16 protein-coding genes and 1 tRNA gene are annotated in these 14,955 nt (G+C 44.4%); 3 read left to right on the forward strand and 14 right to left on the reverse strand.

The features are described from left to right. Nucleotides 1-333: 333 nt before the first annotated feature. Both AC5V8P_RS06505 and AC5V8P_RS06510 read left to right on the forward strand, forming a co-directional pair. Nucleotides 334-528, forward strand: coding sequence for a YjzC family protein (locus AC5V8P_RS06505; RefSeq protein WP_063211684.1), 195 nt, complete (start codon nucleotides 334-336; stop codon nucleotides 526-528). 366 nt (nucleotides 529-894) lie between these two features. Beyond that, entirely contained in the window at nucleotides 895-1,212 is a 318-nt protein-coding gene (locus AC5V8P_RS06510) for a hypothetical protein (RefSeq protein WP_064797502.1), read from the forward strand. Nucleotides 1,213-1,443: 231 nt separating this feature from the next. On the opposite strand, the gene AC5V8P_RS06515 is transcribed toward AC5V8P_RS06510, so the two are convergent. The 3 genes from AC5V8P_RS06515 to AC5V8P_RS06525 all read right to left on the reverse strand — a co-directional run bounded on the left by AC5V8P_RS06515 (nucleotide 1,444) and on the right by AC5V8P_RS06525 (nucleotide 2,775). After that, nucleotides 1,444-1,534, reverse strand: a tRNA-Ser gene (locus AC5V8P_RS06515). Between the two features lie 76 nt (nucleotides 1,535-1,610). Further along, nucleotides 1,611-1,835 (reverse strand): DUF951 domain-containing protein, encoded by a 225-nt coding sequence (locus AC5V8P_RS06520; RefSeq protein ID WP_064797501.1) that lies wholly within the window; start codon nucleotides 1,833-1,835, stop codon nucleotides 1,611-1,613. Then, complete coding sequence (locus AC5V8P_RS06525) at nucleotides 1,825-2,775, reverse strand: mechanosensitive ion channel family protein (RefSeq protein ID WP_064797500.1); 951 nt, start codon at nucleotides 2,773-2,775, stop codon at nucleotides 1,825-1,827. The genes AC5V8P_RS06520 and AC5V8P_RS06525 overlap by 11 nt, the downstream gene beginning before the upstream one ends. A gap of 242 nt (nucleotides 2,776-3,017) precedes the next feature. Between AC5V8P_RS06525 and yyaC the strand changes: the two genes are divergently transcribed. Beyond that, complete coding sequence (gene yyaC / locus AC5V8P_RS06530) at nucleotides 3,018-3,623, forward strand: spore protease YyaC (protein WP_081276857.1); 606 nt, start codon at nucleotides 3,018-3,020, stop codon at nucleotides 3,621-3,623. Here yyaC and AC5V8P_RS06535 read toward each other — a convergent pair. From AC5V8P_RS06535 to rpmH, 11 genes are all read right to left on the reverse strand, one after another. Then, a complete protein-coding gene (locus AC5V8P_RS06535; protein ID WP_064797499.1) occupies nucleotides 3,577-4,098 on the reverse strand; it encodes a DUF4446 family protein in 522 nt (173 codons plus the stop codon). The genes yyaC and AC5V8P_RS06535 overlap by 47 nt on opposite strands. Nucleotides 4,099-4,302: 204 nt before the next feature. Further along, the gene (locus AC5V8P_RS06540; protein WP_063211674.1) at nucleotides 4,303-5,145 is read right to left on the reverse strand and encodes a ParB/RepB/Spo0J family partition protein; all 843 of its coding nucleotides are present in this window, start codon (nucleotides 5,143-5,145) and stop codon (nucleotides 4,303-4,305) included. Next, entirely contained in the window at nucleotides 5,138-5,899 is a 762-nt protein-coding gene (locus AC5V8P_RS06545) for a ParA family protein (protein ID WP_023991152.1), read from the reverse strand. Before AC5V8P_RS06545 ends, AC5V8P_RS06540 begins: the two co-directional genes overlap by 8 nt. Nucleotides 5,900-6,084: 185 nt before the next feature. Next, nucleotides 6,085-6,903, reverse strand: a complete 819-nt coding sequence (noc, locus tag AC5V8P_RS06550; RefSeq protein ID WP_013373916.1) for a nucleoid occlusion protein — start codon at nucleotides 6,901-6,903, stop codon at nucleotides 6,085-6,087. 385 nt (nucleotides 6,904-7,288) lie between these two features. Beyond that, nucleotides 7,289-8,011 carry a 16S rRNA (guanine(527)-N(7))-methyltransferase RsmG gene (rsmG, locus tag AC5V8P_RS06555; protein WP_064797498.1) on the reverse strand — a complete coding sequence of 241 codons (723 nt, stop codon included), beginning with the start codon at nucleotides 8,009-8,011 and terminating at the stop codon, nucleotides 7,289-7,291. Further along, nucleotides 8,011-9,900 (reverse strand): tRNA uridine-5-carboxymethylaminomethyl(34) synthesis enzyme MnmG, encoded by a 1,890-nt coding sequence (gene mnmG, locus AC5V8P_RS06560; protein ID WP_063211671.1) that lies wholly within the window; start codon nucleotides 9,898-9,900, stop codon nucleotides 8,011-8,013. The genes rsmG and mnmG overlap by 1 nt, the downstream gene beginning before the upstream one ends. A 103-nt stretch (nucleotides 9,901-10,003) precedes the next feature. Further along, nucleotides 10,004-11,380, reverse strand: a complete 1,377-nt coding sequence (gene mnmE, locus AC5V8P_RS06565) for a tRNA uridine-5-carboxymethylaminomethyl(34) synthesis GTPase MnmE (protein ID WP_064797497.1) — start codon at nucleotides 11,378-11,380, stop codon at nucleotides 10,004-10,006. A 129-nt stretch (nucleotides 11,381-11,509) separates the two neighbouring features. Beyond that, on the reverse strand, nucleotides 11,510-12,268 hold the full coding sequence (gene jag, locus AC5V8P_RS06570; protein ID WP_064797496.1) for an RNA-binding cell elongation regulator Jag/EloR: 759 nt from the start codon (nucleotides 12,266-12,268) through the stop codon (nucleotides 11,510-11,512). After that, nucleotides 12,265-13,131 carry a YidC/Oxa1 family membrane protein insertase gene (locus AC5V8P_RS06575; RefSeq protein ID WP_063211666.1) on the reverse strand — a complete coding sequence of 289 codons (867 nt, stop codon included), beginning with the start codon at nucleotides 13,129-13,131 and terminating at the stop codon, nucleotides 12,265-12,267. The genes jag and AC5V8P_RS06575 overlap by 4 nt, the downstream gene beginning before the upstream one ends. A gap of 71 nt (nucleotides 13,132-13,202) precedes the next feature. Further along, a complete protein-coding gene (gene rnpA / locus AC5V8P_RS06580) occupies nucleotides 13,203-13,553 on the reverse strand; it encodes a ribonuclease P protein component (protein ID WP_063211664.1) in 351 nt (116 codons plus the stop codon). A 261-nt stretch (nucleotides 13,554-13,814) separates the two neighbouring features. Continuing rightward, nucleotides 13,815-13,949: a 50S ribosomal protein L34 gene (rpmH, locus tag AC5V8P_RS06585; RefSeq protein ID WP_007433250.1), complete on the reverse strand. Its 135-nt coding sequence runs from the start codon at nucleotides 13,947-13,949 to the stop codon at nucleotides 13,815-13,817. Nucleotides 13,950-14,955 lie beyond the last annotated feature (1,006 nt).

A 14,955-nucleotide genomic window follows, 5' to 3' on the forward strand; every position in this document is an offset into this window, starting at 1 on the left:
TTCATATTTGCGCATTCTTTACACCTCCTTATGGACATAAGGCCCTCAATCTTAGTTGAGAGCAAGGAACGAGCCTAGACTCGCACTAAATCAGTTTACCAAATTGATCAACTGAATGCAACCTGCAATTTCGAACACAAAGCTAAAAAACGTTTAATACACTTGATACCATTGTTTTTATGCATTTTTATATTACACCCAAAATTCCCCACATATAAAGGAAACCATTTTTGATTAACTACTATTTGCGTGCCTGTTTTCGCATCTTTCTGTTTAAGACAGCGCACAATAACCGTTGCAGTCCAAATTCATGATCTAAGGAGGCACAAACGTATGGGCGAAAAGACTGAGTTTGTACCCGGGGATAAGGTCCCAAACGACGGCGTATATATGGAGGTCGGAGAAAAAAGCTTTCATACTGAAATCCAAAACCCGCAGCAAGTAACGCTGGAAAGAGGCGATTCTTTTCCGGAAACCACCAATCATAATCGCAAGTGGAAGAAAAAAACGAAAGCTCGTGTCCACTAATGTATATTTTCTCGGAATCCTGGCCATATTATGATTAGGCGATACAACAGAGAGGTGTGGTTCCGTTGGACAACGTAGCCGGACAAACTGTTAGGAGATCCATTCCGGGCATTAGAAGCGTTAGGTTTGTGTAGAAGGACACTGTCTTTTCAACACGGTATTGCTGGTCAGTACACCGAGTTTCAGATGTGATTGGACAGATCGTATCCTGTTAAAAAAGTATCGCCTACGATGGAGGACCTTTGTGGTCCTCCTTTGTTGCATTATCGGACTTTTTGCATATACTGGTAAAATGCAGATTAATTCAGCTCCTTCTGCTAGAATATATCCAAGTACAAAAGACCTACTATTTATGGAGGTTTAAACATGAGCTATTCTCGAATTTTGAAGTGGATATCAGGTATATTCGAATTGGTGCTTGCTGTACCGATTGTGGGAGGAGCTATTGTCATGGGGTCTGGCTACTCAGCTCTGGGGTTTATGCTTATCCTGCATGCAGTAACACTGATCCTGTCGTTACGCAATCAGGAAGCGATCTACGGTTCAGTCTGGGGAGTACTTACCTCCTTGCTAGCCTGGATCCCTTTTGTTGGCTGGGCTTTCCATTTGATTGCAGCCATCCTTTTGATGATCTCTGGCTCAAAGAAAACAAAACGCTATCATTATCCACCTAACCAGCTATAACAAAAGAATGCTCCTGGCGCAATGATTTCTTTGCTGTCAGGAGCATTCTTTTGCTCTAACGACTTTTCCATCCCTCAATAGGCACATCATTAGGCTTATCATTATTTAAATTCAATATCGCCCAATTATCGCCCAATTCATTCTTCGGAGTGTTATGATTGTTTATTTCCATAAACCAAAAAATCCCCTACACCAGAAGATGTAAGAGATTGATTAAATTTATAAAGTTAGTGGCGGAAAGAGTGGGATTCGAACCCACGCACGCCTTGCGACGCCTAACTGATTTCGAGTCAGCCCCCTTGGACCTCTTGGGTACCTTTCCGCAGCAAGGATAATTATATCATCATTGCTATCATGACGCAAGCTCATTCTTGTCCATCATGATCCACCTTCTCCGCTCAAAGGGTTTCCGAATTTCGCTCGTCAGCACCAGACTTTGAGCGCAGCACCTTCTTCATATTCTTTTCGAACTTGGCACGCGGAATCAGCACACTATGCTGGCATCCGACACATTTGATTCGAATATCCATCCCCATCCGGATAATTTCCATCTCGTTCGTTCCACATGGATGAGGCTTCTTCATCTGCACAATATCCCCTAGTTCAAACGACTTACGCTCCACCCTTCTCTCCCCCCTTTCTTTCTTGCTCATCGTCTTTTTCAAGGGTGATCGCCGTCTCCAGTGCAGCCTGACGATGTTCCTCGTCCTCCAGAGCCTTCTTGATATTATTCTGAATATCACGCTCTACGATAGCCCCGGTATTCGGCATACACTCCGCCACAACACGTACGATATACTCTGATGTAGTCATGGACTGAACGCCTAACACATCCGGCATATTGAGTATCTGTGTATTGGATTCCTCAATGCCTTGGATCGCCTGTTTGACCAAGCTGACGGCTTCCTCCAGACTACGTTCCACCTTCATCGGCACATCTACCACCGCCAACGCATTGGACATGGAGAAGTTCGTTACCGTCGTTATGGAGCCGTTAGGTAGAATATACACCTCGCCTTTCCAGCTCACCAGCCTGGTTGTACGCAGCCCAATCATTTCTACAGTCCCCTTGAAAGTTCCCGTCTGAATGACGTCTCCTACGGCAAATTGATCCTCGAATATAATAAAGAACCCGGTGATTACATCCTTAACCAAGCTCTGTGCCCCAAAACCTACAGCTAATCCAAGCACTCCAGCTCCAGCAATCAGAGGGCCCAAATTTATACCCATTTGCGATAACACCAGCATAATCAAAATAAAATTAAATACAATATTTGTTACATTTTTTAGCAGTTCCCCCACAGTCGTTAACCGTCTGGTATTCAATCGGAATCTGCCGTTATCTCCCTTTTGCTCCATCGACTTATCTATAATTTTATTAATAACTCGAATAAAGATACGTGTAATGATGAAAATAATTGCGATTTTCAAAATCACAAACAAAAAGGCTGACCACATCGCACTATCCGTAAGCCATTTCCATACAGCATCCTTCCAATGAATCGCCCCTTGTACTACGTCATCCGTGTCTAATTTATCGGTCAACCAATGTATAAAGGTCATGCTGTACTCCTCCTTAAACCAGGGAATTACTCTTTTTTGTTTCCCACATTCTATTTCCTATCTATATAAGCTTATCTCCTGACTTTAAACATACAGCTATGAACAATCTACCTTTCCCGAGTATAAAAGCACAAGTTTATCCATATACTAGTTACTATCTTGAGAATAATTGTTACCCGCAGGCCAAGTGTATTCCTTAAGGTAGGCGAGCACACTTCATTACAGGACGAAAGGAAGATTCCATGACTCATCCATCTGACTTCATTCCGGGGCAAGAACCCCTAAGCTTAAAAATATCACACACTGACCCCGGGATCCAATCAGCCATCATCCATCGTTTGCTGTTCCATCTGCATCAAGCACGGAGTCTGCAAAACATCGTCATCATTTGCATCGGCACCGATCGTTCTACTGGAGATTGCCTTGGCCCACTCGTCGGTACCCAATTGTCACGCTACAAAAGCCCGCTGTTCAACCTGTATGGAACATTAGATGAGCCTGTACATGCTATGAACCTGCAAACGACGCTGAATGGCATCTATGACCGGTACGAACAGCCCTATATCATTGGTATAGACGCATGTCTTGGACAAACTTCCAGTGTTGGATGCATTCAGGTTGCAGAGGGTCCCCTCAAGCCTGGAGCAGGTGTAAATAAAGAATTACCGCCGGTCGGCGATATCCATTTGACTGGTATCGTTAACGTCGGCGGCTTCATGGAATACTTTGTGTTGCAAAATACGAGACTAAATTTGGTCATGAAATTATCAGATATCATAGCTAGTAGCTTATACTCGGCAATCAGGGAGTGGCATTACCGTTCTGTCCTGCTTGCTGCGCAAGAGTAATAGCTTCTTTCTCTTCAGGTGATAAGGAATAAGAGGATTGTCCCGCTTCCAGAGGCTTGGCATACACATAAGAGCCATCCCGGTTATAAATGCCGGTCAATACTATTCCGTCCTGATTATCGTCTACAATAGCCAGAGAGAAGCTTAAATCGCTCCCTCTTTCACCAAAGGCATTATAGCGTTTGATGCCTATATGTCCCTTCAGGCCAGTCAGTTTGCTGCGTAGTGATTTCATACTTGCACGGTGAGCTTCCTGCTCATCTTCAATCGTATCCATTTGAACCTTCAAATCAATCAGCAGCGTTTCCAAATTCTCGACTCCGCTGCCTGCCATCATGGTATCATACTTTCGCCGCATCTTCTTCAGCTTTGAGCCCTGGACAATAATAACGATCAACAGGATGAGTAAAATAAGCACGATCCCTGCAACAATTCCAGCAAGCTGCTCCATGATTAGTCCATTCAATTCAGCCATATGTTTGTTTCTACCCCTCTACCTCAAAAATCATGTTACTGCTTTGCTTACCTTTTATTTTAAACGTTTGAGAACAGCGAGACAAATAACACAAGGCTATTAGTTTATCCATCAAAACCATTCTAATTCCTACAATTGCAGACAAAGCAAAGACATATCTCACTCTCTATTTTACTCAAGGAGACATGTCCATATTTTTACAGACTACTGTAATAGCTCCAATAATCTTTCCAAATCCTGCTGGCTGTAATAATTCAATTCGATTTTGCCTTTATCTTTATTGTGCTTGATCTTCACCGTTGTTTTAAACCGCTCACGCAGGGACTCTTCCATATGGTCAATATAGGGGTCCTTTTTTCGCACCTTCGTTTTAGCTTTTGTTTCTCCAGGCTTATGATCCAATTGCTGTACGGCTTCCTCCAGTTCGCGAACACTCCACTGTTGCTCAATGCATTGCATGGCCAGCTGTTTGACCATGTCCGGGTCTTTGAGTCCAACAATTGCTCTAGCGTGTCCCATAGACAATGTTCCACGTGAAACATGCTCTTTAACTTCCTCAGGCAATGCAAGCAAGCGAAGGAAATTGGCAATATGCGAACGGGATTTTCCCACCTTCATGGACAACTCTTCCTGAGTTAACGAAAATTGATCCATTAACCCTTGATAGGCTACGGCCACTTCCATTGCATTTAAGTTTTCACGCTGCAAATTCTCAATCAGGGCAATCTCCATTACCTGCTGATCTGTAAAATTGCGAACAACCACAGGTATGGTCGGATTCCCGCAGAATTGAGATGCCCGAAACCGCCTTTCCCCGGCTATAATCTCATATCCTCTTAAGACACTACGCGCAATAATAGGCTGGATCACACCGTGCTGACGAATAGATTCCGCTAATTCCTTAATGGACTCCTCATCAAATGTTTTTCGAGGTTGATATGGGTTTGCCCTCAACTGGCTGAGCGGAATGTCAACAACCTTATCCTCTTCACTGACTGTAAGGGAGGGAATAAGTGCATCCAATCCCTTTCCCAACCGTTTACTCATAAGATACCACTTCCTTTGCCAACTCAATATATACCTCTGCCCCACGGGATCGGGGATCATACGTAATAATGGACTGGCCATGTGATGGTGCTTCGCTGAGTCTCACGTTGCGTGGAATAATCGTCTGATAAACCTTGCTTTGAAAGTACTTTTTCACTTCTTCAATGACCTGAATACCCAAGTTCGTGCGGGCGTCAAACATAGTTAGCAACACACCTTCAATTTGCAATGAGGTGTTTAGATGTTTTTGTACTAATCGCACGGTATTCAACAATTGACTTAATCCTTCGAGCGCGTAATATTCACATTGAATTGGAATAATAACCGAATCGGAAGCCGTCAAGGAATTGAGCGTCAAAATACCCAGCGATGGAGGGCAGTCTATTAATATATAATCGTAGTTATGCTTAACGAGTTGAAGCGATCTTTTTAATCTCAATTCGCGAGATATAGTTGGTACCAGCTCGATTTCAGCACCTGCTAATTGAATGGTTGCCGGGATAATATCCAATCCCTCGACCTGTGTACTGACAATCGCTTCGCTAGGATCAACCTCATTAATGAGTACATCATAAATGCAATTTGCCACATCCGCCTTATTGATACCGACACCACTGGTTGTATTACCTTGCGGGTCGATATCCACGAGCAATACCCTTTTGCCGAGGGAAGCAAGTCCGGCGCCCAAATTCACGGAGGTAGTCGTTTTGCCTACCCCGCCCTTTTGATTGGCCACGGCTATTATTTTTGACACTTCATTCACCTCATAATTTAATCGGAATCCTGCTACGTTCCATGATTGCAAAAGTCTATGAAGACGTTACTTAGTCCTTAACCTAGAGATTAGGGCAATTCAAAATAGAATACGAGTATGCTGCGGTTTTATGTTGGCGTTAGACAGAAAAAGCGGCAATTGCTGCCGCCTGTACGCTTCATCCCTTACTTACGTTTGGGAATTTGAATGACAATCTCATAGTGATCCTCATGATCAGATTCCTTTGTTTTGATATCCAGCCCTGAGCCAGACACCATATCAATGGATTGACGAATCGTATTCAGCGCAAGCCGGACATCCTTGGTAAAGGAAATCCGCTTTGATTTCTTAATCGTGGATACTTGTTTATAAAAGGCAACACGTGCCTCTGTCTGCTTTACATTAAGTTCCTTAGCAATCACTTCATCTAAAACCTTGTACTGTAGTTCCTCGGTCTCTAACGACAATAATGCACGAGCATGACGCTCAGACACCTTTCGTTCCATTAGAGCCTCTTTCACTCTCTCCGGCAAATGAAGCAGCCGTATTTTATTAGCAATAGTGGATTGGCTTTTGCCAAGTCGCTGAGCGAGACTTTCCTGAGTAAGTTGATGCAGGTCAATCAGCTTTTGATAAGCTACAGCCTCTTCAATCGCTGTTAGACCCTCCCGCTGGAGGTTCTCAATCAACGCGATGGATGCAGCTTGTGAATCATTAAACTCACGAACAATGGCTGGAATCGTCTCCATACCCAGCTTGGTGACAGCTCTCCAACGACGTTCCCCTGCTATAATTTCATATTGTCCATTACGGAAACGAACGACAATCGGTTGAATTACACCATGCGTCTTAATAGTCTGGCATAGTTCATCAATCTTCTCGTCATCAAATATGGTACGGGGCTGATAAGGACTGCTGACAATATCCCGAACCGGAATTTGTTTTATTTCATCCCCATTGGATCGCTCCGTCAAACCAAATAGCTTGGAAAATTGTTCTTTCATTCCGTATAATACCACCTAATTTCATAATAGCACCATACAAACAGCGCCTCGTGAAAAACAGTTCCTTACGGGGGATTGTAGGCCCTTCTATATAAAATAGCGCCATAAGCGGGTACACTCCATGTTCTCCCCTGACATTTGTTGTCTCACTTCCCTATATGTATATCTGAAATCATGGGTACGGGAAGCAGCCAACTTACACTAAAACGATTATCTCTATTCTATCACTTTTCCAGTCATAATCCTATCTTCTCTACCAGCTTTTCGGAACGATAAAAGAATAAATTATGTGGAGGGTATTCGGCAAGTATCTTCTTACGCAAAGAGTCTATAAACCATAAAAAAGTGAATGTTTCACGTGAAACATTCACTTTCTTTCACACATTTACACTAGCGGTGCCTTCAAAGGAGTACCTGGCTTACGCGGGTACTTCCTTGGTGTAGCTGCTCTTTTTTCAATAATAATCATATGTCTGGCTGCATCCTCAACAGGTAGCTGGAAGGCCTGAACATGCTTGATTTTCCCCTTCAATTCTTTCAAGCTGTAGGATGCTTCCCTGATTTCTTCCGTTGGATCGCTACCCTTCATCGCTGCAAAGTGGCCCCCCTCACGGACAAAAGGCAGGCAAAACTCATTCAATACTGCGAGACGGGCAACGGCTCGGGCAGTGACCAGATCATAACTATCGCGATACCCTGCTTTGCGTCCCAATTCCTCTGCCCTGCTGTGAATCAGTTCGACATTTTCCAGTCCTAACTGCTCTACAACATGTGCTAGGAATTGGATGCGCTTATTCAACGAGTCTACAATGGTCAATTGAATATGTGGAAAACATATTTTCAAGGGGATACCAGGAAAACCTGCACCTGACCCAATGTCAGCCAAACTCTCCACATCATTTAACGGAACATAAAAAGCAAGTGAAAGAGAATCGTAAAAATGCTTGGTGTACACTGCATCTCGCTCAGTAATACCCGTCAGGTTCATTTTTTCATTCCATTCAACCAACACACGGTAATACGTTTCAAACTGCTCCAATTGACTATCATTAATCACAACACTATGCTCTGCGAGCCGCTGTTTGAACTGCTGTTGTATCGCGTCCATTATGATCCCCTCGCTGCCGTTACACGGTTATAGTGCTCCAGATAAACCAGCAAAATGGAGATGTCCGCAGGAGTTACACCGGAAATACGGGATGCCTGACCAATAGACATCGGACGGATCTTTTCAAGCTTCTGCTTGGCTTCAATGGCCAAGCCTTGAACTTCATTGTATGCAATATCCTCAGGCAGCTTCTTCTTCTCCATCTTTTGCAGACGTTCTACATGCATCAATTGCTTTTCAATATAGCCCGCATACTTAATTTGGATTTCCACCTGTTCTTGCTCTTCCTCAGTAAGGGCTACAGGTGAAGGTGAAATTTGTGCCACTTGTGCATAGCTGATCTCAGGTCGACGCAGCACTGTTAACAGATTACTGCCGTCCTGTATCGGTGCAGATCCACCTTGCTGCAACATCTCATTTACATCAACCGGACGAACCTTAGCTAAACGCAAACGCTCAATCTCTTGCTCTACCTTCTGTTTTTTATCCAAAAAGCGTTCATATCGTTCGTCTGTAATCAGACCAATTTCATGCCCAATCGGAGTCAATCGCAGATCCGCGTTATCATGCCGCAACAATAGACGGTATTCTGCACGGGATGTCAGCAAGCGATATGGCTCATTTGTCCCCTTGGTCACCAGATCGTCGATCAGAACCCCAATATAACCCTGGGAACGATCCAGTACGACCGGTTCTTTGCCCTGCACCTTGCGAGCTGCATTAATACCCGCCATAATTCCTTGACCCGCAGCTTCTTCATAACCAGATGTCCCGTTAATCTGACCCGCTGTGAACAAGCCAGGTACCTTTTTCGTTTCCAAAGTAGGCCATAACTGAGTAGGAACCATGGCGTCATATTCAATAGCGTAACCATTACGCATCATTTCTACCTTTTCCATCCCTGGAATGGTACGCAGTACTGCTAATTGCACATCCTCTGGCAGGCTTGTCGACAAACCTTGAACATAGTATTCGGATGTGTTTTTACCCTCAGGCTCCAAAAAGATTTGATGCTTCGGCTTATCACTGAAACGCACCACTTTATCTTCAATAGAAGGACAATAACGTGGTCCCGTTCCTTCGATCAGACCAGAGAACATCGGTGCACGATGCAAATTATCATTAATGATCTGATGTGTTTCTACTGAAGTATACGTTAACCAGCAAGGCAGCTGCTCATTATCCGAGGACTTCGTTTCATAGGAGAAGAACTTCGGCTGATCGTCACCTGGCTGTATTTCTGTTTTGCTAAAATCAATCGTATCCTTATGCACACGTGGTGGCGTTCCTGTTTTAAACCGAACCAGATCAAAACCTAGCTCTCTCAAATGTTCAGAAAGTCTCAACGAAGGCTGCTGATTGTTCGGACCACTCTCATACATCAGTTCACCCATAATGATTTTCCCACGCAGATAGGTGCCAGTCGTCAAGACAACTGCTTTACTGCGATACTCTGTGCCTGTCTTCGTAATCACACCCACGCATTGACCGTCTTCTATAATCAGCTCTTCAACCATACCTTGACGTAAGGTCAGATTCGGTTCCTTTTCCATCGTTTCCTTCATCGCATGCTGATAAGAAAACTTGTCAGCTTGTGCGCGCAAGGCATGTACGGCAGGACCCTTGCCAGTATTTAACATTCTCATTTGGATAAATGTCTTGTCGATATTCCGACCCATTTCTCCGCCCAATGCATCAATTTCCCGTACTACATGCCCCTTTGCAGGACCGCCAATAGATGGGTTGCAGGGCATGAATGCAATCATATCCAGGTTAATTGTGATCATCAATGTACGACAGCCCATACGTGCTGCTGCCAAGGCAGATTCCACGCCCGCATGGCCCGCACCGACGACAATCACATCATAGTCGCCTCCATGATATCCCATACCTCTCTTACCTCCTTATACATTCGAGTCTTCACCCCGAATATGCTCTTGTGTATCTATAACGATAGCAGGCTTTAACAGCCATGCTTGAATATTCTACTTGCTACTTGCCCAGACAGAACTGTGAAAATATTTGATCTATTAAGGCATCATGTGCAGTATCGCCTACAATTTCGCCCAAATGCTCCCATGCCAGCCTTACATCAATCTGGATCATATCAATCGGAACAAATTGATCAGCCGCTTCATAAGCATCTACCAGCGATTGGCGCGCTTTCTTTAGCAGAGCAATATGCCGGACGTTGCTGACATATGTCATATCCGCCGATTCCAGCTTGCCGCTAAAGAATAAATTGGATATAGCCTGCTCTAACCGATCCGCTCCCTCATTTTCCTTCACAGACATCGGCACAATAAGCTCTTCAGGAACATAGCGCAGCAACAAATCCCGGTCTATTTGGGCCGGTAAGTCCATTTTATTCATAATGACAATCGCTTGTCTACCGCGGATTTGTTCCATTAATGCCATTTCATCCTCGTGCAGTGGTTCATTAGCATTAATGACGATGAGCAATAGATCTGCTTCACTCACTGCCGTCCTTGAACGCTCTACCCCGATCCGTTCCACGACATCCATCGTTTCGCGAATTCCGGCTGTGTCCAGCAGCTTAAGCGGAATATTATTAATCGTCACATACTCCTCAATAACATCACGGGTCGTACCCGGAATATCGGTTACAATCGCCCGTTCGCCCTGAGCCAGTGTATTTAACAGTGACGATTTGCCTACATTCGGCCTTCCGACAATCGCCGTAGTTAGCCCTTCACGCAAAATTTTTCCCTGCTCCGCTGTATGCAACAGCCGATCAATTTCCGCCATGACCTGACTGCTTTTATCCTTGATTAACTCAGACGTAAAGGATTCAACATCATGCTCAGGGTAATCAATATTTACCTCAATGTGAGCAAGTGTCTCTACCAAAATCTGACGCAAACGACGAATATTCTGGGACAGCTGCCCATCGACCTGTTTCAGAGCCATCGAAAAAGCCTTGTCCGATTTGGAACGAATTAAGTCAATAACACCCTCCGCTTGACTCAGGTCAATACGGCCATTCAAAAAAGCGCGTTTTGTAAATTCACCCGGCTCGGCCAGACGGATATTTTGCTGCAGTAACAAATCCATCACCCGTTTAACGGCCACCACCCCGCCATGAGTGCTGATCTCTACCACATCTTCTGTTGTAAAAGAGCGTGGTGCCCGCATCACTGTAACTAAAACTTCCTCCACCTTCTCTTGGCTTTGAGGATCTATAATATGTCCATAGTGTACCGTGTGCGTTGGAGCCTTGCTTAAGGGCGTTTTGCTACGGAACAAAGACTCCACTTCCGTGACTGCTTCTGGACCGCTGACCCGCACAACGGCGATGCCGCCCTCGCCGACAGCCGTTGCAATGGCAGCTATGGTATCGCTCAGCATATCGTTTCAACCTCCTATCAAGTACAAACGGCATTGCCGTCCTTCATTCAGGACGGCCCCCCGTTTCAATGTGAAATATAAGAAAAAAAGCAATGGCTTCTGCAGCTTGCAGAGAGCCATTGCGTCGGATTATTTCTTGGCAATGACAACGCGCCGATTAGGCTCGTCCCCCTTGCTGTATGTTCTAACCAGCGCATGCTGCTGGAGCTTGGCGTGAATCAGCTTTCGCTCCTGGGACGGCATTGGCTCCAGTACCACTTCCTTGCCGTAACGAACAGCCTGGTTCGCTAATCGTTCCGCCAAATCCTCCAGCGTTTTCCGCCGACGTGCACGAAATTGCTCTGCATCCAGCAGAATTCGGATAAATTTATCCGAATGACGGTTAGCAACAATATTCGTCAAGTACTGCAATGCATCTAATGTCTGTCCTCTGCGGCCAATCAACATACCGAGCGATGGACCGGAGATATCGAGTGTACTTTCATCCTTGCGATGATGGACATCGACTTCAACGTTCAGTCCCATTCCCGCAGCTGTTTCACGGATGAAACGCACCGCCTCTTCATAAGGATCTACATGTCCTCCAAGTGCTTCCGTGTCCATCTGTACTTCCTGTGCAACAAGTCCAGCCTCTGATACAGCCTGTCCCATGCCAGAAGGTGCTTGAGCCGATACATGAGGTTCAGCCGTGCGTGTGGTTTCGGGAGACGGCTCAGAAAGCAGCGTAAGCTCCACCTTCGCCTTTTTGACCCCTAGCCACCCCAGGAATCCTTTTGACGGCTGTTCCAACACGTTTACGGTTACCCGTTCACGGCTTACTCCCAGCTGGGAGAGTCCTTGTCTTACAGCATCTTCAATGGTTTTTCCTGATGTCACGACTTTGGTCATCTCGACTTTTTAGCCCCCTTCGAGTTTTTGCCACCTTTTTTCTTACTATTGGAGGAACCTGTTTTCGTGAGACTGGCTGTTTTTACATTGGCCAATGCTGCTTCCTTATCATTATTCCGATAAAGGAAATAGTTTTGAACAATCGTGTAAATATTACTGAAGAACCAGTACAACGGCAATGCAGATGGGAAGTTATACGACATAAACAGAATCAACACCGGATAGACATACAGCAAAAATTGCATAGGTCCCTGCTGCGGCGTCGGATTCATTTTCATCATCATCCATGTTTGGACAAAGGTCGTAATCGCTGCTAAAATCGGCAGAATAAAGAAGTGATCCGGTTTACCTAACTGGAGCCACAAAAAGTCATGATCCCGCAATGCCGAGTTATAATAAATGGCATTATAAAGCGCGATAAAAATAGGCATCTGCACAAGCAAAGGCAGACAACCTGCCATCGGGTTAACCTTGTTTTCTTGAAACAATTTCATTGTTTCTTGCTGAACTCGCTCAGGTGTATCCTTGTATTTCGCTTGAATTTCTTTTAATTGTGGCTGAATAGCCTGCATTGCTCTGGAACTGCGTACTTGCTTGAGTGTAAGCGGCAAAATAATAGTACGCACGATGATCACCAGAATCAGTACGGCCAGGCCATATTCTCCTGAGAACCATTGGGCAAATGTATCCAGCGCATACGAAAACCAGTAAACGACATATCTTTGCCACCAAGATCCATTGGCCAAGTCTGCCGTCGTGTAAGAATTGTGAGCCGCCTGGGCACATCCGGACAGCACAGCAACAAGTGCCAATAAGGCAATCAGGAGGAACCATTTTCCCCGTTGAGTCTTCAAACGCGACACTTCATAACCCCTTTCTTAACCAATCCATTCCAACGTAAATCATACCATATCCCGTAGGACAAAGATACTGATTATCGGCGCGTAGACTTGAGCAGCGAGGCTTTGCGCAAAACGTGCAGCACGCTTTTCTCCAGCTCGTGATACGACAGGGTAACCGCCCCCTTACGAACGATAAAAATCAGGTCAATCTGCTCCACCAATTCTTGCTCATGATGGCGTACAATTTCCTTAACGATTCTGCGCATCCGATTGCGGACAACTGCGTTGCCGATCTTCTTGCTAGCCGAAATTCCGACGCGGAACTGCTCTACCTCTCTGCGGCGGAACCAGTACACCACAAACTGATGGTTGGCAAAAGATTTGCCATGGCGGTATACGCGCCCAAAGTCCGCCCGGTTTCGTAGACGCAATTTTTTTTGCACGGCGCTTCTCCTTGCTCATCTCTTTTACACATATCGGTAAGGCCCCCCTTACCTCTTATATAGTAAGAAGTATGGACAACATTCCAACATGGTAATCTCGCTTATTTTATATCCGTTTTCAAAAACTTCATCTAATATAGAACAGGATGCAGGGCTTCTCCCTCTTTTCACACTACATTTCTACAATTAAAGGAAGCAAACCGATCCATAAATACTTTAATTATGAAAAAAAAGACCACCGTAGTGGTCTTTATGCACGCATTACGCACTCAATACTTTTCTACCTTTTTGGCGACGAGCTGCCAAAACTTTACGGCCATTCTTCGTGCTCATTCTTTTACGGAAGCCGTGAACTTTTTTACGTTTGCTGACATTCGGTCTGAAAGTCGGTCTCATTGTGCTGCACCTCCTTACAAGGAATACGTTTTATATGGAATATACCTAACATAGCAATCTCCACAAAAAACACCTTTGTACATTTAACCACAAATAGCGGTCAAAGTCAATGTACTTCTGAATCCTCTCCCTCTTTTTCATCTTCAAAAACCCTCGCCGTCTTCCCCCATCACTCACTCCACTTTTTTCTTTCCCTTTATTCCCGTTTTTTCGCCTCTCCTTCACAATCAATACTCATCAGCATTTACTGTAGATTTCATTCCTCATATATAACCGCTCTTTTAACTGCTCTTTTTTTCATTTATTCATTTCTGTATTTAAATCTACGCCGTTTTAGATCTCCCACCATCCGATTGGCCAAAAATAATGTCGGAAACGTTATCGGAAATTTTCAACACAAAAACAAGGCGCTGTGACCAAAAGGCAACAGTTGTTATACACAGATCCACAAAAAGAATGGAATTGTGATTTAAATGGTCATAACCTGTGCATAACATTTTAGAGTGAAAAAGAGTTATTGTCGAAAACTGAACAAATTATAAACAATATCTTGTGTTGTGAATAAAAATTGTACACAACAGATTGAATTTGTGGATAAATAACCACGAGTCATTGAAATACAAGGCTTCTTTTGCTATGATGATATTACTTTTGAATGTGAATATGTTGTTTTACCCTCCATATTATCAACACCCTGTGGATAAAGTTGTGAACAAGTTCAATTTATCCATCTTTTTATTTTTGTGCGGATTCGGGATTCTGGGGATATATTCTACATTTTTCATTTGATTTCGACATATTGCAGTCCCGTTTTGGCCTGCGGGATTAAGAGAACGGATCGTGCCGCACATTCCCTCCTGAGAAATATCGCCTTTCTTCTGCTGATCAGCAGTGGAATTTCCATTTTTATTTTTCAGGGCATTTTGTGCTGCGTTCTCTCACTACACTGCCGCGTGATTTAGGCGGCGGTATGTCTTTTTATGGCCTTCAACAATATTTTGGTGAT

Source organism: Paenibacillus sp. N119s, from assembly GCF_059447605.1.